Origin of the sequence: Sulfurimonas sp. (assembly GCF_028713515.1) — a bacterium.
Taxonomy (GTDB): Bacteria; Campylobacterota; Campylobacteria; order Campylobacterales; family Sulfurimonadaceae; genus Sulfurimonas.
Genome location: NZ_JAQTOD010000001.1, coordinates 607,062 through 628,186 on the forward strand (window position 1 = coordinate 607,062; position 21,125 = coordinate 628,186).

At 35.0% G+C, this 21,125-nt stretch carries 19 protein-coding genes and 1 other RNA gene; 4 read left to right on the forward strand and 16 right to left on the reverse strand.

The genetic code is table 11. The features are described 5' to 3' along the window. From pgk to fliP, 8 genes are all read right to left on the reverse strand, one after another. Window positions 1–1,197 carry a phosphoglycerate kinase gene (gene pgk, locus PHV22_RS03085; protein WP_295023251.1) on the reverse strand — a complete coding sequence of 399 codons (1,197 nt, stop codon included), beginning with the start codon at window positions 1,195–1,197 and terminating at the stop codon, window positions 1–3. 127 nt (window positions 1,198–1,324) lie between these two features. Beyond that, the gene (gene glgP / locus PHV22_RS03090) at window positions 1,325–2,995 is read right to left on the reverse strand and encodes an alpha-glucan family phosphorylase (protein WP_295023148.1); all 1,671 of its coding nucleotides are present in this window, start codon (window positions 2,993–2,995) and stop codon (window positions 1,325–1,327) included. Between the two features lie 155 nt (window positions 2,996–3,150). Beyond that, the gene (locus tag PHV22_RS03095; RefSeq protein ID WP_295023147.1) at window positions 3,151–4,389 is read right to left on the reverse strand and encodes a glucose-6-phosphate isomerase; all 1,239 of its coding nucleotides are present in this window, start codon (window positions 4,387–4,389) and stop codon (window positions 3,151–3,153) included. Then, window positions 4,389–5,384, reverse strand: a complete 996-nt coding sequence (gap, locus tag PHV22_RS03100) for a type I glyceraldehyde-3-phosphate dehydrogenase (protein ID WP_295023146.1) — start codon at window positions 5,382–5,384, stop codon at window positions 4,389–4,391. Before gap ends, PHV22_RS03095 begins: the two co-directional genes overlap by 1 nt. 334 nt (window positions 5,385–5,718) lie before the next feature. After that, window positions 5,719–7,125, reverse strand: coding sequence for a COG3400 family protein (locus PHV22_RS03105; protein ID WP_295023145.1), 1,407 nt, complete (start codon window positions 7,123–7,125; stop codon window positions 5,719–5,721). 9 nt (window positions 7,126–7,134) lie between these two features. Beyond that, window positions 7,135–8,133 (reverse strand): hypothetical protein, encoded by a 999-nt coding sequence (locus PHV22_RS03110; RefSeq protein ID WP_299945693.1) that lies wholly within the window; start codon window positions 8,131–8,133, stop codon window positions 7,135–7,137. After that, window positions 8,130–9,248 carry a tRNA (uridine(54)-C5)-methyltransferase TrmA gene (gene trmA, locus PHV22_RS03115; protein ID WP_295023143.1) on the reverse strand — a complete coding sequence of 373 codons (1,119 nt, stop codon included), beginning with the start codon at window positions 9,246–9,248 and terminating at the stop codon, window positions 8,130–8,132. The genes PHV22_RS03110 and trmA overlap by 4 nt, the downstream gene beginning before the upstream one ends. 4 nt (window positions 9,249–9,252) lie before the next feature. Beyond that, complete coding sequence (gene fliP, locus PHV22_RS03120; protein WP_295023142.1) at window positions 9,253–9,990, reverse strand: flagellar type III secretion system pore protein FliP; 738 nt, start codon at window positions 9,988–9,990, stop codon at window positions 9,253–9,255. Window positions 9,991–10,191: 201 nt separating this feature from the next. Here fliP and glmU point away from each other — a divergent pair, with 201 nt between their 5' ends. After that, entirely contained in the window at window positions 10,192–11,496 is a 1,305-nt protein-coding gene (glmU, locus tag PHV22_RS03125) for a bifunctional UDP-N-acetylglucosamine diphosphorylase/glucosamine-1-phosphate N-acetyltransferase GlmU (RefSeq protein WP_295023141.1), read from the forward strand. Between the two features lie 25 nt (window positions 11,497–11,521). Here glmU and PHV22_RS03130 read toward each other — a convergent pair whose 3' ends face one another. The 3 genes from PHV22_RS03130 to PHV22_RS03140 all read right to left on the reverse strand — a co-directional run bounded on the left by PHV22_RS03130 (window position 11,522) and on the right by PHV22_RS03140 (window position 14,323). After that, entirely contained in the window at window positions 11,522–12,961 is a 1,440-nt protein-coding gene (locus PHV22_RS03130; RefSeq protein ID WP_295023140.1) for a YdiU family protein, read from the reverse strand. A gap of 129 nt (window positions 12,962–13,090) precedes the next feature. Beyond that, window positions 13,091–13,603, reverse strand: coding sequence for a ribonuclease HI (locus PHV22_RS03135; protein ID WP_295023139.1), 513 nt, complete (start codon window positions 13,601–13,603; stop codon window positions 13,091–13,093). 9 nt (window positions 13,604–13,612) lie between these two features. Further along, on the reverse strand, window positions 13,613–14,323 hold the full coding sequence (locus PHV22_RS03140) for a ferredoxin-thioredoxin reductase catalytic domain-containing protein (protein WP_367187068.1): 711 nt from the start codon (window positions 14,321–14,323) through the stop codon (window positions 13,613–13,615). 112 nt (window positions 14,324–14,435) lie between these two features. Between PHV22_RS03140 and PHV22_RS03145 the strand changes: the two genes are divergently transcribed. Beyond that, window positions 14,436–14,963 (forward strand): DUF1003 domain-containing protein, encoded by a 528-nt coding sequence (locus tag PHV22_RS03145; RefSeq protein ID WP_295023138.1) that lies wholly within the window; start codon window positions 14,436–14,438, stop codon window positions 14,961–14,963. A 101-nt stretch (window positions 14,964–15,064) separates the two neighbouring features. After that, on the forward strand, window positions 15,065–16,624 hold the full coding sequence (locus tag PHV22_RS03150) for a SagB/ThcOx family dehydrogenase (RefSeq protein ID WP_299945701.1): 1,560 nt from the start codon (window positions 15,065–15,067) through the stop codon (window positions 16,622–16,624). Window positions 16,625–16,947: 323 nt separating this feature from the next. On the opposite strand, the gene rnpB is transcribed toward PHV22_RS03150, so the two are convergent. Further along, window positions 16,948–17,309, reverse strand: an RNA gene (gene rnpB / locus PHV22_RS03155) — RNase P RNA component class A. Between the two features lie 177 nt (window positions 17,310–17,486). Between rnpB and PHV22_RS03160 the strand changes: the two genes are divergently transcribed. Beyond that, window positions 17,487–18,104 carry a TetR/AcrR family transcriptional regulator gene (locus tag PHV22_RS03160; protein WP_295023136.1) on the forward strand — a complete coding sequence of 206 codons (618 nt, stop codon included), beginning with the start codon at window positions 17,487–17,489 and terminating at the stop codon, window positions 18,102–18,104. A gap of 90 nt (window positions 18,105–18,194) precedes the next feature. Here PHV22_RS03160 and PHV22_RS03165 read toward each other — a convergent pair whose 3' ends face one another. From PHV22_RS03165 to PHV22_RS03180, 4 genes are read right to left on the reverse strand one after another with little or no spacing between them, the layout of a single operon-like run. Beyond that, complete coding sequence (locus PHV22_RS03165) at window positions 18,195–18,749, reverse strand: 2-oxoacid:acceptor oxidoreductase family protein (RefSeq protein ID WP_295023135.1); 555 nt, start codon at window positions 18,747–18,749, stop codon at window positions 18,195–18,197. Between the two features lie 9 nt (window positions 18,750–18,758). Continuing rightward, window positions 18,759–19,613 (reverse strand): 2-oxoglutarate ferredoxin oxidoreductase subunit beta, encoded by an 855-nt coding sequence (locus PHV22_RS03170; RefSeq protein ID WP_295023134.1) that lies wholly within the window; start codon window positions 19,611–19,613, stop codon window positions 18,759–18,761. Continuing rightward, window positions 19,613–20,767 (reverse strand): 2-oxoglutarate synthase subunit alpha, encoded by a 1,155-nt coding sequence (locus PHV22_RS03175; RefSeq protein ID WP_295023133.1) that lies wholly within the window; start codon window positions 20,765–20,767, stop codon window positions 19,613–19,615. The genes PHV22_RS03170 and PHV22_RS03175 overlap by 1 nt, the downstream gene beginning before the upstream one ends. Further along, window positions 20,767–21,102: a 4Fe-4S dicluster domain-containing protein gene (locus PHV22_RS03180; protein ID WP_295023132.1), complete on the reverse strand. Its 336-nt coding sequence runs from the start codon at window positions 21,100–21,102 to the stop codon at window positions 20,767–20,769. Before PHV22_RS03180 ends, PHV22_RS03175 begins: the two co-directional genes overlap by 1 nt. Window positions 21,103–21,125 lie beyond the last annotated feature (23 nt).

Sequence of the window (21,125 nt, forward strand, 5' to 3'; positions counted from 1 at the left end):
TTAACCCTCCTCTTTAATGTCAAGTTTTTCAAATCCAGGAAGAATCTTACCCTCAAGCAATTCTAAACTTGCCCCTCCACCAGTCGATACAAAGCTAAATTTATCTTTCTCACCAGCCTTCTCGACAGCATCAGCAGTATCTCCTCCGCCAATAATGCTATATGCGTAAGAGTCAGCAATAGTAGTAGCTAACTTGAATGTACCTTTTGAAAACTGGCTTTTTTCATAAATTCCCATCGGTCCATTCCAAATAATTGTGTTAGAAAGCTCAATTACCTCAGAAAAAAGCTTAAGTGTAGCAGGTCCAATGTCAACCGCATGGAACCCGTCCAAAACATCTTGAATAGGTGCAACTTCAATAACTACTGGGTGATCAATCGAATCAGCAATAACTAAATCTACTGGTAAATAAACACTAACATTATGTTGCTTTGCCTCTTCTAGAACTTCCTTGGCTGTCTCTATAAAATCTGGTTCAACCAAAGAAGCTTTCATATCATAACCAAGTGCTTGCAGAAATGTGTTGCTCATAGCTCCACCAATAACCAACTTATCAATCTTTGGCATGATAGATGAGAGAAGAGTAATTTTAGATGACACTTTAGATCCCCCAACAATAAGTGCAGTTGGACGAATTGGTTTTTCTAATGCTTTTGCAAATGCTTCAATCTCTTTTACCATCAAAAAACCAGCTACTTTTGTTTTAACAAAATCAGCTATTCCATAGTTAGATGCCTCACGACGATGAGAAGTACCAAAGGCATCATTAACATAAATATCACACAAACTTGCTAAGCGCTTACTAAATTCTGGGTCGTTCTTTTTTTCCCCTTCATTAAAACGAACATTCTCAAGCAAAAAAATTCTCTTAGCACAATCTTGAACATTTTGTGATTTTAGTGTCTCTAAATCATCCATAAATTCAACTCGTTTTTGAATCAAATTTTCTAATCTTTTTTGGATATGTTTAAGAGTATAACGCTCATCATATCCATTTTTTGGACGACCTAAGTGGCTCACTAAAATGATAAAGTGAGCATCATTGTCAATGCAGTAGTTAATAGTAGGAAGTGCCGCGCGAATACGACTATCATCAGAGATGTTAAATTGCGCATCCATTGGCACATTAAAATCAACACGAATTAAAACTCTTTTTCCACTTACATTAACATTTCTTAAACTTTTTACTCTGTTCATTATCACAATATTATTAATCACATTGCCACCTTTGTTATATGTTTCTTAAATAGTTGATTTAAGCTGTGCGCCAAACGATGGCATTATTCCACTCTTAAAACAACTAATTGATAGAATTTTTATAAAACTACACCGCTTGATGAGTTTCTGCATTTACTTTATAGTCATACATCTTAGTGTAGTATTCGTATACCATCCTACCCGAATCAAACGCAGGGATAACATCAGTCATTGCTGCTTTCATTATCTGTGTCCACTGATCTAAATGATTATAGTATATTGGTATGATTTCATTCTCAAGAATATCCATCATATTTTTATTGTCAAGGTAGTCTTGTTCTTCAATGCTAATATTATTACTGGTTGTTGGTATAGTAAAGGCATTTATTCTATTTTTAGCAAACTCTGGATGCCATCCATCATCTGTAGAGAAGTGAACAGCTCCATTCATACTTGCAGTCATCCCACTAGTGCCGCTTGCTTCACGAGAAACTCGCGGTGTATTAAGCCAGACATCAGCACCTTTTTTAAGTATGGCTGACAACTCTAATTCATAACCAACTAATACCGCCATATTCTTAAAGTTACGACTAATATGCAGAAGTTCATTAAACGCATTAATGGCACTTGTGTCAAATGGGTAAGGTTTTCCCGCCCAAATTACCTGTACTTTTTTATCGGTTCGCTCCATAAGAGTTCTAAACCTGTCAAAATCATATTTTAATAACCCTGGGCGCTTATATTCAGCGAAACGACGAGCCCAAACAATTGTCAAAACATCAGGATCAAAAACTTTTCCTGTCTGATTGGCAACAAGGTTAAAAAGCAGATGTTTAAGATGCTTTTTTCGCCCAATAAGAGCATAATCTTCATACTCATCAAGAGCAGAAATCATTAGTTTATCTGTCCAAAAACGACGATTTTGAGCATTGGTGATATAGATGATTTCTGATTTGCCCTCACAATTTTGCCACATACGATTTGCAACTTCACCATGAAATTTTGATACGGCATTTGTAATCTTAGATAATCTTAATGCCCCAACCGTTAAGTTAAACATATCGCCATGCACCATTGTAATTGAGCGCACAGTTTCTAAATCTAGGCCATTAAAAAAACCAAATTTATGCAAGAGATTAATATTATGCTGTTCATTTCCGGCGTCTTCTGGGGTGTGTGTTGTGAAAACAACTCGTTTTTTAACTTCATTAATATCACGATATTTTGCATAAAGCTCATAGACTAAAGGCAGTGCATGTCCTTCATTCATATGATAAATATCAATTTTTTGTCTTAGAGATTCTAGAACTTTCACTCCACCTATTCCAAGTACAATCTCTTGGGAGATGCGAGTATCCTCGTTGGCGTCATAGAGCTTATGTGTGATTGTACGAGATAGAAAATCATTCTCAGGAATATCCGTAGAGAGCAGTACAAGTGGAGCAGAACCAAACACATCAGACGGAAGATAAAAAGCTTTAATATGCACATCTTTTGAGTGAATATTTACTGTTGCTCTAACTCCAAGGTCTTGTAAAAAATAGTAATTCTTTCTAATAAACTCAGCCCTAAGGCTATCATCCTCATTTCGTGATTGATCATAGTAGCCATAGCTCCATAAGATACCAACGCCAGTTATATTTTGACGCAAATCATAAGCACTTCGCATATGTGATCCAGCCAAAAACCCCAGACCACCTGAATAAATTTTTAGTGCTTGCTCAATGGCAAACTCCATTGAAAAATAGGCAACACTAGTAGCATATTTTGAATCTATTTCATAGTCGTTCAGAATCATATTTTCTCACTTTTATTATTTAATCTTATAAACCTATTGTATATAAATTTATCTCATTTTGATGTTAGATATTAAAAAACACTGCATATAACAATAGATACTGCTTATTTTTGTCTCATCTCATAGAGATTAAAGAGGTGAACTTTATTGTCTGTTTAATTTTTGAAATGATTTGCTAAGATTTGTTTTCCGAGTTCAACACCAGGCTGATCATATGTGTTTACCTCAAATAAAGCACCACTAGCAGAGGTAAGAAGTTCATAGTAAATCACCATCTTTCCTACTGTTTGCTCATTAATCTGGCTCCAAAGAATCTCATCAACACTCACACCGTCCTCGATAACACTCTGCATAGTTGCCATACACTGAGCATTAATAAGCTCATTAAATGAGTGATCATTAAGAAAATCTGACTTTTCTAAATACTTTAGCGATAATTTTGGTATCATCAACTCTTCCATGGAGTGCGCTATGTGCATAAAAGTCACTGTCTTATTTAATGGGCCATCTATTATGAGCTGTAAAAAAGAGTGCTGATCTACCGAACCGATTAATGCGATTGGCGTTAGACCAACACGCTCTCCATTGCGGTTTCGTTTTCCTAACGATTCGCCCCAAAGTTGCACCATCCATTTTCCAAACTCTTCAAACATATCAGAATAAGCAAAGAGAACATTTATGGGAAATCGCTCACTATTTGATACATAATAGGCTGATTTTTGCAGAAGATGATCCTCTTTTCTACTCCAAAAACTCTCTAAAAAAGATTGTGCTCCCAATAACAATTTTTGAGTATCAAATCCAGCTATCGTTAATGGCACAATTCCAACAGCACTCAAGACTGAAAAACGACCTCCTACATTATGAGGAATCACAAAACGGCGTAAATGGTTCTCATCTGCAAAACGAGAGAGAATCGAATCTTCGTCACTAATCACTAAAATCTGTTCTGAATCCTTAACAATAAGAGTAAATATTACAATAAGATATTTGAAGATAGAAAGAGTCTCTATGGTTGCGCCAGATTTAGAAACAATAATAAAAAGAGTTCGTTTTGGGTCAATCTCTGAAATTTCATGCTGAATACTAACTGGATCAGAATTTTCAAGATAGATAATTTTTTTTGTATTTGGAGTGCTTGGACGAAGCAGCCGCTCTATTGCTTTAATCCCAAGCGAAGAGCCACCAATTCCAATAATAGCAATTGTGTTAATCTCTTTATCAATCTCACTACGCAAAAGAGATGCTTCAGCAACAAAAGCTTGTGACACTACTGGAAGATTATAGTATCCAACCTGATTGCTATTGGCCTCATATCTAAGTGCCTCAAACCCCTTCTCTAGCAACAAAGGATCAATCAATGCTGTATCAAAATGGTTTGTGAAGTACAGCATTAATGATTTCCTATAAGAACCGTCATATCCACAAGGCGACTGCTATATCCCCACTCATTGTCATACCATGCTAAAACTTTAACTGTCTTTCCATCAACAACGCTGGTCATATCTGGGATATAAGTTGAGCTATAAGTTGATCCTATAAAGTCGCATGACACTCGCTTATCACTATCTACTTCAAGAAGACCCTTTAGCATCCCATTTGCAGCAGTGTTAAATGCGACATCAATCTCCTCTTTTGTTACATTGGTTTTAAGATTTACCGTCAGGTCAACAACAGAGACATCTGGCGTCGGCACGCGCATCGCATAGCCATTTAATTTTCCAAGAAGCTGTGGCATAACTTTGCCAATAGCTTTTGCTGCTCCTGTCGATGTAGGAATCATATTTAGTGCTGCTGCACGAGCTCTGCGAGGATCAGAAGAGTGTTTTGTATCTAAGATGTTTTGATCGTTAGTATAGGAGTGTATTGTTGTCATAAGACCATTTTCAATTCCAAAAGCGTCATCAAGAACCTTGCAGATTGGTCCTAGGCAGTTGGTTGTACAGCTTGCATTAGAAATAATTGCCTCTCCTTTGTAGTTATCTGAATTTACACCCAAAACATAGGTTGGCGAATCATCTTTTGCTGGGGCCGACATTACAACTTTGCGCACACCATTTCTTAGATGTTTTTGACAACTCACTTGATCTAAAAATACACCAGTACACTCAATCACAACCTCTGCTCCAGTGCCACCAAAATCAACTTTGCTAATATCGCGTTCACAAAACATCCTAACATTTCTACCAGCTATGGCAATAGTGTTTGCATCAACTACTTTTGCATCAACACCACGATGGACACTGTCAAATTTTAACAAATACTCAAGCATCTCTGGCTTCGCCGTTGTATTAAGAGCAACAAGCTCAACATCACTTCGTTGTGAAATAATTTTAGCTACAATAATCCCTATTCGCCCCGTACCATTAATTGCTACTTTAAGTGCCATAAAAACTCCTATAAAAATTAAAATATACCAAACCATTCTAACAAAAATATATAAAACAGTTGTTAAAAAGTGAAACATTCTAAACTCTGCAATAGCTTAAATTTTTAGTGAAATTTATTTTACCAATTCTAAAATCGGGTGCAATTTTCACATAAAACAAAATAGCTATTTTTATATTTAATTATCTGATTAATTTTTATAGTACTGCTTTAAAATGGTGTGCAGATCTATTTTTGAAGTAGTATCAACAAATCACCAGCCTGTAAGTCTATAGCAACAATACAGATATTAGAATTTTTGAACTATATTTACTTATTACTTATTGGGCTCAATATTACATCTGAGTAGGAATAAAAATCTGATGATAGTCATCAAACTTATAGTATAACTTTTCGCTGTTTGTTGACAATAGTGAAGATAATCTTGACTCCGTAATGCTTTTTGAAAAGGATAAAATCTGTATAAAATTATCTCTTTTTCTCAGCGCCTTGATTGGATTTTCACTACCTTGTACAACTTTAATGCTCTTTGAAAAAATTGATGATAGATTATTAAAATGTTCAATAACCTGCTCTTTTTCCTCTTGATGCTCGTTGAGATAATTATAAAGCTCTATATTGAGACCCATTTGAGCAGAAGCATCAAAAATAGTTGAAGAGATATTCTCAATTTCTCTATCTTCACCAAGTATTATAGAGACATCTTTTATTGAAGATAGTGCTTTATCGGCGATTTTAAAAACAGGTACATTTGCTTCATACAGTGTTTGTCTGCTTTTTTCATCTCTAAAGTGCTCCTTTGAGACAATAACCAACCCTATGTGTAGAGTTTTTATATCACTAAGAAATCTCTCTTTTAGGTTTTCAAAGGCATACTCTATATCAACAATAACTTCACTGCTTCTGTACTCTTTTATTTTCCAAATAGTCTCAATATGCCCAGGATTTACTATTTTTATAATGAGCTTTTTGCCAAGTTTCTCATGTATAAGCATCGCCCTTCTTACTAGTTTTTCAGCACTTTCTAGATTTAGAAGATTCATATCAATATAGAGGTAAATATTTGAACCAAATGGTTCTGGAAACTGACCAAGCTCTCTTTTTATTGCAAGATAAACAGACTTTAAAACAGCTGGTTCTCCCATAAGCAAAAGCAGGTCGTTCGGCTGAATCATCCTTCTACGATTCGGAAAAATAAGTTTTTTATTTCTATATATCGCGACAATTCTCCAATCTTTCTGCTCTATAACTCCAATATGGCGATAAACAAATGAGCTTCCAAATGGAACTAAAACTTCCATTATTTCACCCTCGCCCATTCCAATATTTTGCGCTATTATTGGAACATTTGGCAGATAGTTGAGAAGTTTTTGAGCTAAGATTTCATCTGAATTTATAAAAACCGTATTAGGGTCCTCATTCTCAATGCTCCACTTGTTTAAAACTATGATTCTAACTGTTTTTCTAACTGTTCTAATATTCTTTAAAATATACTGCATCTCAAGCATATCATCCATAAGTACAATTATTTGAGTAAAATCCATTTTAAGTAGGTTTGATAACTTGTAAAAGTTTGTTGGATCAAACTCATAAAACTTAAAGCGAGATGGGTTTACATCTTTATAATTTTTGGCTTTTGCTTCTATAATATAGTACATATTATCACTGATATATGTCTCTAGTACCCTATCTAAAAAATATTTTGATGTATCGCTATTACTGACTATTAAAATCTTTTTCATATCAATCTTTTATTTATTTTGTGAAATTATATTATCTGAAATATTTTTTTTAAAAACATCTTTTTCTCTTATCCACATCTGTTCGCCCGTGCTTTGCCACTTTCTATCAATAAAATAGCCAGTTATTTTAATCCAATTATCTGTTTTTTGATTAGAAGTAAATGTTCTATCCTTTTCCCACTCATCAACCTTGGTACCATTAATTGCATTAAAAATAGAACTTCTGGCATTTAAGCGAAAAGATGTCGGTTCAAATTTTATTACTCCTTGCAGTTGTGAGCTTTTTATGCTCTCATTTACTTTTTTAGAACTATTTTCTGGGCGATGTTTATCTGCTACATCTTGTAATTTCTTCAAAACATCTTCTTCTGGCAAAGTTTTTTCAACCAGTTTCAGCTGTCCTTTTTTTGTTTCACTCTCTTTAGGTTGAATATTTTCAATTGATTTTAGTTGTTCTTTTTTTGCCATACTTTTCTGAGGCACCACTTTTTCATCTAACTTTGGTTGCTCTTTTTTAACTGTTTTGTTTTGAACAACTGTTTTTTCTAGCACTTTTTGCTGCTCTTTTTTTGCTATCTTCTCTTTAGATTGTTCTCTATTTGCAAATTTAAAATTCTCAATTTTTGCTATATTTTTTTGATGCTCAAGCTCATTTTTATGTTTTTTTTGCTCTGTATTTGCTTTAGAACTACAAATTTTTAGCTCATTTATTAGATTGTTTATTCTATTTTCTTTGGTTTTTAAAAGTTTTTCTTGCTCTTTTACTGTTTTCTCCAATTTATTAATTCTTGCAAGTAACTCTCTGCTCTTAGAGCTATCTTCTTTTATTTTTGGAGCAACATAACTTCTACTTTGAGCACTAAGAGACTCTTTGCTTTGCAATTTAGCTTGGCACTTCTCATAATCACCTCTTAACTGAGCAATATCTTTAATGATAGTCTCAATCCTTTGTGCTTCATCTGAGTAGAGTGATGATAGTAAAAATATAAATATAAATAATATTTTCATCTGATTTTTCCTTTTTTAATTAGTTTTGCACCCATTTCAACATGGTGCGTATATGGAAATTGATCAAAAAGAGCCATCTCTAAGACCTCGTGTGTCTTAGACAAAACCTCCAAATCTCTATATAGTGTCTCTGGATTACAAGATATATAAAGTATATACTCATACCTAGATGCGAATTGACAAGTTAGCTCATTCATCCCGCTTCTTGGGGGATCAACAAAGATACTTTTGATATCATATGTATTAATATCAACATGACTCATTCTATTAAAAACTCTTACGCCATCAAGTGCATCTACAAACTCTTCTGAACTCATTCTCACAAACTCTATATTTTGCACACCATTTAATCGCATATTCTCTTTGGCGGCATTGATTGATGATTTTGATATCTCCGTTGCTAAAACTTTCTCAAACTTATCTGCAAATGGGATTGTAAAATTTCCAGCCCCACAATATAGCTCAAGTAAATCCCCACCAACGCTTGAGAGATTCTCTAGCGCCCACGAAACCATCTGCTCGTTTACTTGTGCATTTGGCTGTGTGAAGCTGTTTTCAATATGTCTAAATTGATATTTTCTATTTTGAATATTTAGCGTCTCGGTAATGTAATCCTGCCCAATTACAACTTTTTGTCCTCTACTTCTACCTATGATATAGATATTTAACTTCTTTGAGATTTTAGTAGCTGTCTCTTGCCATAACGAATCAAGAGTTCTATGATAAAGACAAGATACGACAATCTCACCACTACTTGAACTTAAAAAGTCAACACCAAAGAGCTTAAAGTCGATATTTTCACTTCTGATTTCAAGCAAAAGTTTCGGCATTAACTCAAAAATAAACTGATTTACCTGAGGACACTCATCAATCAAAATAGAGCCATTCTTCTCTAGATTGCCCATAGCATAGCTAATCTCTTCCCCAGTATGCCAGATTTTAAACTCACTTCTAGATCTGTAATGTGCTGTTTGTGATCTAAAAACTGATATTTCACCATCATAAAAAGATTTAAACCTCTGCTGATTTAAAAGCAGTTTTTGATTCAAAGAAGAGTCATAGTCGCCCTCATAAATAACGCAGGCACCGCATTTTCCAAAATATTTACAATTCATATTCTTACTTGATGGAGGCAATAAGATTACCGATAATGAGATTCCAACCATCTATCAGAACAAAAATAAGTATCTTAAAGGGGAGCGAAATCATAACTGGAGGAAGCATCATCATACCCATTGACATGAGGATAGATGCAACAACCATATCAATTACCAAGAATGGTAAAAATAGTAAAAATCCTATCTCAAATGATGTTTTAAGCTCACTAATTACAAAAGCAGGGATGATTACAGAGAGTGGCACATCGGCTACTGTTTTTGGATTTTCCATCTTTCTGATTCTTACAAAAAGAGCCAAATCTTTCTCTCTTGTATTTCTAATCATAAAATTTTTAAATGGCAAAGTTGTTTTATCAAAAGCTTCTTCGTAACCCATTTTCTCTTCTATATATGGCTTAATCCCGTCCTGATAAGCTTTTGTCCCAACTGGCTCCATCACAAAAAATGTCAAAATCATAGCAAGCATAACTAAAATTTGTGTAGGTGGAACTTGTTGCGTTCCCATAGCTTGGCGTAAAAAACCAAGGACAATAACAAATCTTGTAAAAGTTGTCATAACCAAAACCATACTCGGTGCTAAAAAGAGGATAGTTAAAAGAACTAAAACATTTAGTGAACTCACAAGCTGTTGTGGGCTGTTTGGAGCAGATAACTCAAAATTCATAGTAGGAATAACTGGCGAATTAGCAGCAAAAAGAGCAATATTTATGGCTAAAACTAGAAGAATAATTCTTAACATCACTTACCTATTGCCTTGTTTATTGTCCATAAAATCAGGACTGTTCAATCTTGCTCACTAAAATAATCTGAGCTTTAAAAATCTGGCAATAATACCACAAAATTATTAGGCTAATCATTAAAGGGAGAGTTTTTTATATTTTAATTTCAATTACAAGCCTCAAAAAGATATACTTTTACCATCAAATAAAATGGAAATAAAATGAATAGAGATAGTATAAGTATAGTAATTTTAGCGGCTGGAAAAGGTAGTCGCATGAAATCGCCAAAAGCAAAGGTTTTACACACAGTTTGTGGCAAAGAGATGCTTTATCACATCATAAAAACAGCTAGAGAAGTAAGCAGTGATGTAACAGTTGTTGTTGCACATCAAAAAGAGGCTGTAGTCGAGCAGATGGGCAGATATTTTGATGATATAAACTTTGTAACCCAAGATGCACAAAATTTCCCAGGAACTGGCGGAGCGATGAAAGGTGTCGTTGTTAAAAATGAGAAAGTTTTAGTTTTAAACGGCGATATGCCACTTGTTGTTGCGTCCTCATTAGAAGGATTTCTAAACAAATCAAGCGATATTATTATGTCAATTTTTGACCTACAAAACCCGGATGGATACGGTCGTGTTATCATACAAAATGACGAGGCTCAAAAGATAGTTGAGCAAAAAGATGCTTCAGCGGATGAATTAAAAATAACAACCGTAAATGCAGGGATTTATCTCTTTTCTAAAACCATTTTAGAGAAATATATCCCACTGCTAAAAAATGATAATGTTCAAAAAGAGTACTATTTGACGGATGTTATCTCTATGGCAAGAGCAGATGGGTTAAAAATAACTCCTCTTTTAGTTGATGAAGAGCATTTTAAGGGAGTGAACTCAAAAAAAGACCTCTCTGATAGTGAGGTTTTAATGCAGAATAAAATCAAAGCAGAGTGGATGGAAAACGGCGTCATAATGCAACTTCCTCAAACTATTTACATCGAAGAGGGAGTAGTTTTTGAGGGTGAGTGTATTGTTGAGAATGGATGTCGGATAACTGGAAGCACTCTCATAAAAGAGTCTCATATAAAAGCTCACAGCGTTATTGAGGATAGCATTATAAAAAACTCAGACATCGGTCCAATGGCGCATATACGCCCTGCTTCGTATATTGAAGATACACATATAGGAAATTTTGTAGAGATTAAAAAAAGCTCACTCAAGAGCGTAAAAGCTGGTCATCTAAGTTATATTGGCGACTCAGAAGTTAATGAGGGGACAAATATTGGTGCAGGCGTTATTACTTGTAACTATGACGGCATCAAAAAGTACAAAACCATCATAGGCAAAAATGTTTTTGTTGGAAGTGATAGCCAACTTGTGGCACCTTTAATCATAGAAGACAATGTCATGATAGCCGCTGGAACTACCGTTACAAGCGGTAAAATAGAGAGTGGCTCCTTGGCTATAAGTAGAGTGGATATTAGAACAATCAAAGGTTTCTATTTTAAGTTTTTTTGTAAAAAATAGAGGTTAAACAGCTCTATTTGCACCTCTATGAAGAACAGCTCAGTTTGATATTTTTAGAGCTTAGTGGCGTTGGTTTTGCCAAGTACTCCAAATCTTTATGCTCGCCAAAGGGATTGAGTGCAACCTTTAGCAAATCGTTTACCATACCAAAATCATGTCTCTCTGCTTTTTCTATCGCCTCTTGCAAGATATGATTTTTCAGTACATATTTTGGATTTACTTTTAGCATCTCTTCATGGCGTCTATCTTGCCGTAAACTCTCACATCTTAACCTCTCATCATAAGACTCAAGCCACTCTTGCAGTGGTTCTTGAAAAACTGCTATCTCTAAAATATACTTTTTTTTACCACTATAAGTTGATAGCTTATAAAAGAACATGGAAAAATCAATATTTGCTCTCTCTAGTGAACTAAGCATCAGCTTTAACAGATCTATATCACCCTCTTTAGTGTCAAAAAGTCCCATTTTTCTATACATGAGCTCTAAATATTTACTCTCATAAGTAGTGCCAAAATGCTCTTCCAGCACTTCCAAAGAGTGTTCATAGTTTATAATTGGCGAGAGTGCATTTGCAAGTTTGGCAAGATTCCAATGAGCGATTCCAGGTTGATTTTTAAAACTATATCTGCCCTCTGTGTCCGTATGATTGCAAACATAATTGGACTCATAATCATCCAAAAACGCAAAAGGTCCATAGTCAATTGTTCGTCCATCAATAGACATATTGTCTGTATTCATAACTCCATGGTTAAAGCCTACGCTTTGCCAATGAGCAAGGGTTGCGGCTGTGTTTTTCACTATCTGCTTGTACATCTCAAGATATAAATTTTTTGTGTTTTTCAGATGTGCAAATGACTCACCTATAACATAATCAGCCAAAAGCTGCAGTCTCTCATAATCACCTTTTGCATAAAAATACTCAAATGTCCCAAAACGGATCCAAGTTGGAGAGAGACGAAGCACTATGGCACCCTTTTCCCAAGTTTGTCTAGCAACATCACTATCACTTCCGATAATTGCCAAGGCCCTAGAAGTGGCAATTCCAAGCCCATACATAGCCTCACTTATAAGATACTCCCTTATGCTAGAACGCAAAACCGCTCGCCCGTCTCCATGCCTAGAATAGAGCGTCTGTCCTGCACCTTTGAGTTGCAAATTCTGCCCATTCACTTTGCCAAGATTTATAGCTCTTCCATCACCCAAGCGTGGAACAAAGTAGCCAAACTGATGTCCGGCATAACACATGGCAAACGGTTTTGAACCTTTTAGCTTTTTTGTACCGTTAATTATCTCCAACAATTTATCATCAAGCATCAACTCCTCATCAACTCCTAAAAGCCTTGCGGCATCGTCTGAGACAGAGATTACAAATGGATTTTTTAGAGGTGATGGCTCCACTTCACAGTAGAAAATAGGTTCAAGATTTAAGTATGGTGTGGTTAGTTTTAAGTTTGAAAATTTCATAACAAGCTTTTACCATTAGAAATATTAAAAGAAGCTAGATAAAAAAGAGTGGCTTTTATTTTGTGTATAGTTTAAGAAAATCAAACACCAATTGCTATATAAACTCACAATCTCTTTTATATAACAAGTCTAAAGGGGTGTTGTTTGTTTATGTGGATACAGTTTTCTTAGAGCAGTTCTTGAGGCTATATCAACAAAAGTAAATATTTTATCAATTTTATCTTTATTCTCTTTCTTTTTATGCCCTTTTACTTTTACAAACTCACAATCAATAGCATCAATTGCTTTAAAAAACTCTCTATATATCTCATGATTTTTTATGCGCTTGTTTGTTTTGCTCATATAATCATTTTTTTTAAAGCGCTCTCGCCTATCTTTTAGGCTTATTGTATTTTGACAATCCGTATAGATGGTGAGCTTACAGCCATCGAGACTAATCTCACCTAAAGCCCACAAAAGAGTTTCAAGTTCAAGCTTTGAGGAGTTACTGTTTTCAAATCTCTTTATTTTCACATCATTCATAGATACTGCAAGATTCAGCTGATTTTCGCTCAGAAAGAGATAAGCTCCATAACCAACATGCGTTTGTGGATTTATACTGCCATCCGTAAAGAGAAAAAATTTAGACTTATTATTTATCACTTATAGCTACTAATCTTTAAGTTGTAGTGTTACTTCATGATGGTCTTGATGCTCTGCTTGTGTAAATTTATAGTTACGGTAAGAGGCTATTTTCTCCAAATTTAGAACTTCTTGTTTTGTGGAGACAATTATCTTTAAAGAGTTCCCGCCATAACTATTTAGAGCAGATTTTAGCTGATGCATCGCGTCTGGGATAGGTAAATTTCGTCGAGGATCCAGTGGTTTGCCTCTTGCGTCAAGCACACCATCTTTTAGGTTCAATGGTACTTGATACTCTTGCATCAATCTTTTTGATGAAGCATTCCAGCCCGCTTTGTCCAAATCAGCCCTACCAAACAGAGCACAATGACATGTTCCATACTCCCTAATCTCATCTTCAACAAATTCACAAGGACACATCATTTTTCTATTTAACACTGGATCACTTGATGGTTCAAAACATGGACAAAAGCGTTGTCCAAAAGTTGCTTCCATATCACTCAACCATACCTTAAGGTTTGTGCTCATCATCCAGCTAGGATTGAGAGCGTAGTTTTTCTGTGTTATATATTTTTGCATCCACTTATCTTGTTTTTTTACTTGGCGTCGATACTTCCATAGATCTTTAAAAAATCCTATCATCATTTTAAGCACTGTTGTTTTTCCTTTTTTTCTCTGAACGAGGCATATGTAGCTGCAATCATAGCCAAAGTTATACACCTTCACAGATATATGGTGCATTAAACAGATTTTACTAAATTGGGCTTTAATTGGTAAATCTCCACTAAAGTCATATATAATGTTTCTAAAATAGTATATCGAATTAAATATTTTAATTATCAAGGAGCATGTAGTGAATATTGAAGATTCAGAAAAACAAAAAGCAAAAAATCACTATTTTCGCTTTCATCTGCCTCACTCTTACCTTTCATCTACATTTGGAAATGATTGGTTCTCTTTAAAAGCAGAAGCTTTTGCGCGGTTTTTTGGAACACCTTTTTTTCTAGTTGCACAAACAGCCATCGTTGCATTATGGATCACCATAAATGTTTTAGGGTTTACAAAATTTGACCAATACCCATTTATTCTTCTAAATCTTGCATTTAGCCTTCAGGCCGCATATGCAGCACCTCTCATACTCTTAGCACAAACGCGTCAAGCAGAACGAGACAAAGCAAATTCTGAAGCAGATGCAAAACATAGAGAAGCTATCGCACAGGAGAGCAAAGAGCGTGAAGTTTATGAAAGCGAACAAACAGCACGCCTACTTGAGCTACTTCAAAAAAATACAGAATTAACTGAATTTACTAAAGAATTAAGCCTACATATAGAGTCTTTAACACGAGAAGTTCACGCTAAATTTGTAGAAAACAATAAGTAACTTTCATTTTCCAATATCTCCAAAATAGAAAAGTAAGTTAAAATTATTTAACCATATTTTTTCATCTAAATAGTTTAAGAAAAAACAATTAAAATTGTTGCATGAATAAAAACTTACAAACACTCTTTTTCTATCACGAAGATACAAAACATTCACAACAGAAGTATGCTCGCTCTGTTGGCTATATGGATTGGGCTACTCAACCGGATCCATTTAGAAGCTATAACGGCGCAAAAAATATAGTTTTGCCTTTGGCGCTAGAAAATACAACTCCTCCTTATCATCTGCTAGACTCAGATTTACCATGTGCACCGCTCGTCAGAGAGTCGCTATCTCAGCTTTTACAGTTTTCTATGGGAATTGCTGTTTGGAAAGTTTCTGGAGAAAGTTCATGGGCGCTCAGATGTAACGCCTCTAGTGGCAATTTACAGCCAACGGAAGCATATGTGATTTTGCCTCCAGTACTTGAAGAACAAAACAGCAAAAGCACAATCTTTCACTATACTCCAAAAAATCATGGACTTGATATTTTGGCGGAATTTGAGACTTCTTTTTGGGATGAGCTACCAGATGGTAGCTTTTTAGTTGGGCTCTCTAGCATTTCATGGAGAGAGGTTTGGAAATATGGTGAGCGAGCATTTAGATATACAAATCTAGATGCCGGTCACGCCATGCAAGCTCTTACGATTTCTGCCAAAATGCTAGGTTGGAAACTGACAAGACTTGATAATATTTGTGATAAGGATCTCAATTATCTACTAGGACTTAAGCAGGAAAATAGATTTTTTGAGAGCGAAATCGCAGATATGCTCCTTGTTGTCTCTACAGAAAATGTTAGCTCTTCGCTTAGCATCGAATCGTTGTTAGAGAACCTTCCATTAAGGTATGATGGCATCGCAAACAAGCTAAGCTCTAAAATGCAAGAGTGGGAGATAATCCCAAAAGTAGAAAATGCAACCTCTGTTATGCAAGTACCTCAAAAGAGTGTGCAACAAAGCAAAGTCTTAAGAGAACCAACAATGGAGTCTAAAGCAGTCATCATAAACAGAAGAAGCGTTCATGTTATGGAAGCCGAGACTTCTCTTATAACAAAAAAGCAGTTTCATACGATTCTAAAAAGTGTTTATGGTTCACTTGATGGCAAAGAAAATTCGGCTCACTTGGTTTTATTTGTGCATAGAGTAGAAGAGTACAAAGAGGGTCTATATATTTTAGTTAGAAACAGCGCGGATAAAGAAGCGCTCAAAGAGCATACATACCCATCATTCAAATGGCAAGAGAGTGAACTTAAGAACCTTTTTCTATTAGAAGAGAGAGATTTAAGAGTGAGCTCTAAAGCGGTAAGTTGCTCGCAAGAGATAGCTAGTGATGGGGCCTTTAGCCTTGGGATGTTATGTAGTTTTTCAGATCAACTACAAGCTCATGGCGCCCATAGATATAAAGAACTTCATTGGGAGTGTGGTGCTATTGGCCAACAGCTTTATCTTGAAGCCACCTCTATCGGATTAAAAGGAACTGGAATTGGATGCTTTTTAGATGATTTGGTTCACAACATGCTAGGATTAAGAGATAATCGCTTTCAAACTCTATACCATTTTACAGTCGGTCGTGGCTACACAGACAGTAGAATCCAGACAAGAGTTGCTTATGAAAACAGATAATAAAAAATAAATATGATTTATTGCATAAATATTAAAGAATATCATGGGTTCTGTTTGAAATAATCTGATTCAACAACATCTATGCTACATAACCCATCAGTTACAGTCTATCCTCAAAACAAAAACTGAACTCTCTTGTGAGCAAAATAGTCGTTAATACAATAAAATATATCTTTACTACTTTTAAATATGGATAGTTATATAAAGCTGATTGATTTAAAACATTCGCGCAGGAGCTAATTTTATTTATTTAATAATGGCATTTGCAACAAATAGGTAACAATTTAAAAAATGATAATAAACCCTAAAATAAGACTTTTAAAGAAGTAGGTACAACTATAAGCCGAGTTTTGTTTTGATAGTATTAATCTACTTTACTATTTACATAGTAACTCTAGCGAAACAGTAGCATAAGCAGATACCATGTATTTCTACATCTCTCTACAATTAAGAAGCTGACCATCTGTTTCTTGCTGCCATGTTGGGTTTACAAGCTCTCTATATTACTATAGAGACTGGTGGTCTCTTACACCGCCCTTTCACCTTTACTATCATAAATGATAGAAGTCTGCTCTCTGTTGCACTTTCCCTCGTATTACTACGGCCATTAGTTAAATGGAACACTTTCTTATAGCAGCTCGGACTTTCCTCTTGAAATTCATCAAGTCACTATCTGTTGTACCTACGAAATATTACTAGAATCTTCTTTGCTTTTCGTTTAAAATGATACAAGAACAACTGTTCACTAAAGAAAAATAATATATGAACAGTTGTTCTTTTTGAATAAGCTATTATTAACAGTTGTTCATATATAATTCTAGATATATTAACGGTTGTTCATACAACTAAGAAAGGTTCATAAATGCCCAATAGTACGGTAGTTCAAAAAAAAGTAAGCACTAAAGATAAGATATTAAAAGCTTCGATATCCCTATTCTCTGAGCATGGATACAAAGGTACAAGCGTTAGAAAAATAGCTTCAGAAGTAGGAATTAGAGAGAGTGCTTTATATAATCACTTTAAAAATAAAGAGGAGATATTTCTGTCTGTTGCAAAAGATATCTTCACTACACCATTCTCTAAAGATGAATCAAATATTAAAGAATCAGCGATAAAAGGAAAAGCTTTTATACAAAAATATGCGATGCAGTATAAGCTGCTTACATTTGATAAGAGCAGCGAAAATATGTTTAGACTACTTATGATTGAGCTTTTCCAAAACAGAGAGCTTAGAGAGCAGTTTATGAGCGAATTTCATAATGAAAACATAAAAGTACTATCAGAAGCTTTCTTTATTATGATGCAAAATTCACTTATCAAATCATCTGATCCTATGTTGGTTGCATATGAGTTTATCTCTACCCTATTCTATATTAGATTGCAGGTAACACTTATGAGATTTGATAGCAACTCTGCCAACAATCTCTCAACTCAGTTTGAAAAACATGTTGAGTTTTTCTGGGAAGGAATAAAAATTTAATATTATTAAGTATTAGATACTAAATAATATTACAGCTCTCATTTAAAAAAGGCACCCTCTTTCAAGGATGCCTTCACTTGTTTTTTAAAACTATTTACCCATAGCTTTGTTTGCGTATTTTTCGCCAAGTTCATATGCTAGCTTATTTGCAGCATGAACTTTTTCTGGTACTTTAGAAAGCATAGTATCAATCAATGATTGCTTTGAAAGTACATTTGTCATAGTATTTGTAATTGCAAGTGCAACTACTGATTGAGTAATAACATTACCAACCTCTTCTTTTGCTATTGTGATAATTGGAATTTCATGAATTATCCATTTTTTTCTATCTTCGTCTGTTGGGTGGACTAAGTTTGGATCCACAACAATTGTTCCACCTGGTTTAACACCATTTTTAAATTGGTTATAGCTCACATTTGCAACAGAAAGCATAAAATCTATCTCACCTTCATTTGCATAAGGGTAACGAATTTCATTGTCATCTAGTGTTATATCAACAACTGTTGGACCACCACGAACTTGTGATGTGTATGTTGCGGTTTTCAAACCATTTCCACCATCTTTGATTTTACACGCAGCCATAATCTCACCAGCCAACAAAACACCTTGACCGCCAACACCAGTAAATCTTAAAGAATTTCTCATAGTAGACCCCTATATCTTTTTCACAAAATCAGCTTGAGTAATCTTACCGCGTTTACCTTGAGCAGCTTTTATAACTTCTTCATACATATCAGTGTATTCAGGTTGTTCAACTTGTCTTAATACTCCAGTTGGAAGCAAGTTTAACTGCTCATCTTCTGGGAGTGTATCCCATTTTTTCTTACCAACCGTAATGCTGTCAATCCAGTTAAGGTTTTCCATTGCACTAGCCATCTTGTTTTTACGACCAAGATTAATATGGCAGTTTGATAAAACTTCAACAAAGCTAAAACCTTTGTGTTCAAAAGATTTAACAAGAATTTTTTCTAGTTTCTTAGGGTCAATCATTGATTCACGAGCAACAAAAGATGCACCTGCTCCAATTGCAAGATTACTTGCATTGAAAGTTGGGTCAATATTACCATTTTGTGCAGATACACACCACATACCCTGAGGAGTAGTTGGAGATATTTGAGAATTTGTAAGACCGTATATAAAGTTATTAATAAGAATAAAATTCAAATTTATATTACGACGACAACCATGAATTGTGTGGTTACCACCAATTGCAAGACTATCGCCATCACCAGCAACTACAATTACATTAATATGTGGATTCGCAAGTTTGATACCAGTTGCATACGCAATAGTACGACCATGAGTTGTATGAACTGTGTTACAATCAATGTATGAGCTAAAGCGCCCAGAACATCCAATGCCTGAAACAACACAAACATTGTTCATATCCCATCCCATTTTATCAATAGCACGGATAGTAGCTTTTAAAATAACACCATCACCACATCCCCAACACCAAAGTGTTGGCATCTTATTTACGCGTAAATATTTATCATAATTAAATGCCATTACATCATCTCCTTAACTTTTGCTACCATTTCTGCAGGTGCGATTGGACGACCATTTGCTTTTAATAGAGTTGTAAAATCATTTCGTTTTATTACTCTCTCTATCTCTTTTGAGTATTGACCCATGTTTAATTCTGTAATAAAAATTTTATCTTTAAATTTAGCACCAATTTCAACTAATCTTTTAGCTGGTGAAGGCCATAATAAAATTGGTCTAAACATACCAGCTTTAATACCTTGTTCACGAAGCTTATTAACAGCTTCATATGCACCAAGACCAATTGATCCGTAAGCTATGATACAAACTTCTGCATCATCTAGCATATACTCCTCATAATCTGGTAAATCATCTAAACCATCATTCTCAGCAGCAACTGTATTTATTTTACCAACTAATCTTTCAATATTAAATTCACATTGAACTGCATCTTCCGTAGGGAAACCCTCATGTCCATGGTGTAGTCCAGTGATATGGTATTTGTAACCTTTAAACATTGGGTTTAAAACTGCTGGTTTATTCATTGGAACATCATAAGGCTTATAATCAGCTGGAGCACCATCAAATGTTGCACGATTTACAATACTTGCTTTAACTTCTGCAAGATCTGGAATTATAGCTTTTCCGTGCATGTGACCAATTGTCTCATCTAAAAGTATGAAAACCGGAGTCATATACTTCTCAGCTAAGTTAAACGCGCGAACTGTTTGCGTATAACATTCAGTTAAACTACCTGCACAAAGAGTTATTGAAGCAAAATCACCATGAGTTGGATATTGCGCCTGACCAATATCTGCTTGAGAAACACGAGTTGGAAGACCAGTTGATGGGCCACCACGCATAACATTTACAATAACTAGTGGGATTTCGGCAATAAAACCTAAACCAATCTGCTCAGCTTTTAGTGAAATACCAGGGCCTGAAGTTGCAGTATATGATTTAACACCAGTCATAGAAGCGCCAAGTGCAGCACAAATACCACCAATTTCATCTTCCATTTGAATAAACTTACCACCAACTTCTGGTAATAAATCTGATGCAACATGCATTACTTCAGATGATGGAGTAATTGGATATCCACTAAAAAACATAGCTCCAGCATCAATCGCTGCCATTGAGCATAGCTCATTACCAGTTGAAATTTCTTCTCTTGCCATTATTTAACTCCTTTTTCAGTTAGTGACATATAATTATTTGCAACGATTGCCGCTTGACGAGCTTTAGAGTCATCAGTTAGTTTCGCAAATTTATAATCCGCCTTTTCTGCTACATATATAGCAAAATCTGGGCATGAAAGCTCACACTCACTACAACCAATACAAGCTTCAGGATTATTTATAGATATCATAGCCCCTAAAGTTGATGTTACTTCATACACCATACCAAGTACACCAGATGGACATACAGAAACACAAATATCACACGCTTTACAGTTACTTGTGTTTATCCACACAGGCTGATTACCTGGGTTTTCAGTTTTAAAAGTTCCCATTTATTCTCCTATTTTTATTAAAA

Bases quoted from the DNA above. Each gene is read 5' to 3' on its own strand.
- pgk (WP_295023251.1), bottom strand. From the start codon at position 1,197: ATGAACAGAGTAAAAAGTTTAAGAAATGTTAATGTAAGTGGAAAAAGA.
- glgP (WP_295023148.1), bottom strand. From the start codon at position 2,995: ATGATTCTGAACGACTATGAAATAGATTCAAAATATGCTACTAGTGTT.
- PHV22_RS03095 (WP_295023147.1), bottom strand. From the start codon at position 4,389: ATGCTGTACTTCACAAACCATTTTGATACAGCATTGATTGATCCTTTG.
- gap (WP_295023146.1), bottom strand. From the start codon at position 5,384: ATGGCACTTAAAGTAGCAATTAATGGTACGGGGCGAATAGGGATTATT.
- PHV22_RS03105 (WP_295023145.1), bottom strand. From the start codon at position 7,125: ATGAAAAAGATTTTAATAGTCAGTAATAGCGATACATCAAAATATTTT.
- PHV22_RS03110 (WP_299945693.1), bottom strand. From the start codon at position 8,133: ATGAAAATATTATTTATATTTATATTTTTACTATCATCACTCTACTCA.
- trmA (WP_295023143.1), bottom strand. From the start codon at position 9,248: ATGAATTGTAAATATTTTGGAAAATGCGGTGCCTGCGTTATTTATGAG.
- fliP (WP_295023142.1), bottom strand. From the start codon at position 9,990: ATGTTAAGAATTATTCTTCTAGTTTTAGCCATAAATATTGCTCTTTTT.
- glmU (WP_295023141.1), top strand. From the start codon at position 10,192: ATGAATAGAGATAGTATAAGTATAGTAATTTTAGCGGCTGGAAAAGGT.
- PHV22_RS03130 (WP_295023140.1), bottom strand. From the start codon at position 12,961: ATGAAATTTTCAAACTTAAAACTAACCACACCATACTTAAATCTTGAA.
- PHV22_RS03140 (WP_367187068.1), bottom strand. From the start codon at position 14,323: ATGCACCATATATCTGTGAAGGTGTATAACTTTGGCTATGATTGCAGC.
- PHV22_RS03150 (WP_299945701.1), top strand. From the start codon at position 15,065: ATGAATAAAAACTTACAAACACTCTTTTTCTATCACGAAGATACAAAA.
- PHV22_RS03160 (WP_295023136.1), top strand. From the start codon at position 17,487: ATGCCCAATAGTACGGTAGTTCAAAAAAAAGTAAGCACTAAAGATAAG.
- PHV22_RS03165 (WP_295023135.1), bottom strand. From the start codon at position 18,749: ATGAGAAATTCTTTAAGATTTACTGGTGTTGGCGGTCAAGGTGTTTTG.
- PHV22_RS03170 (WP_295023134.1), bottom strand. From the start codon at position 19,613: ATGGCATTTAATTATGATAAATATTTACGCGTAAATAAGATGCCAACA.
- PHV22_RS03175 (WP_295023133.1), bottom strand. From the start codon at position 20,767: ATGGCAAGAGAAGAAATTTCAACTGGTAATGAGCTATGCTCAATGGCA.
- PHV22_RS03180 (WP_295023132.1), bottom strand. From the start codon at position 21,102: ATGGGAACTTTTAAAACTGAAAACCCAGGTAATCAGCCTGTGTGGATA.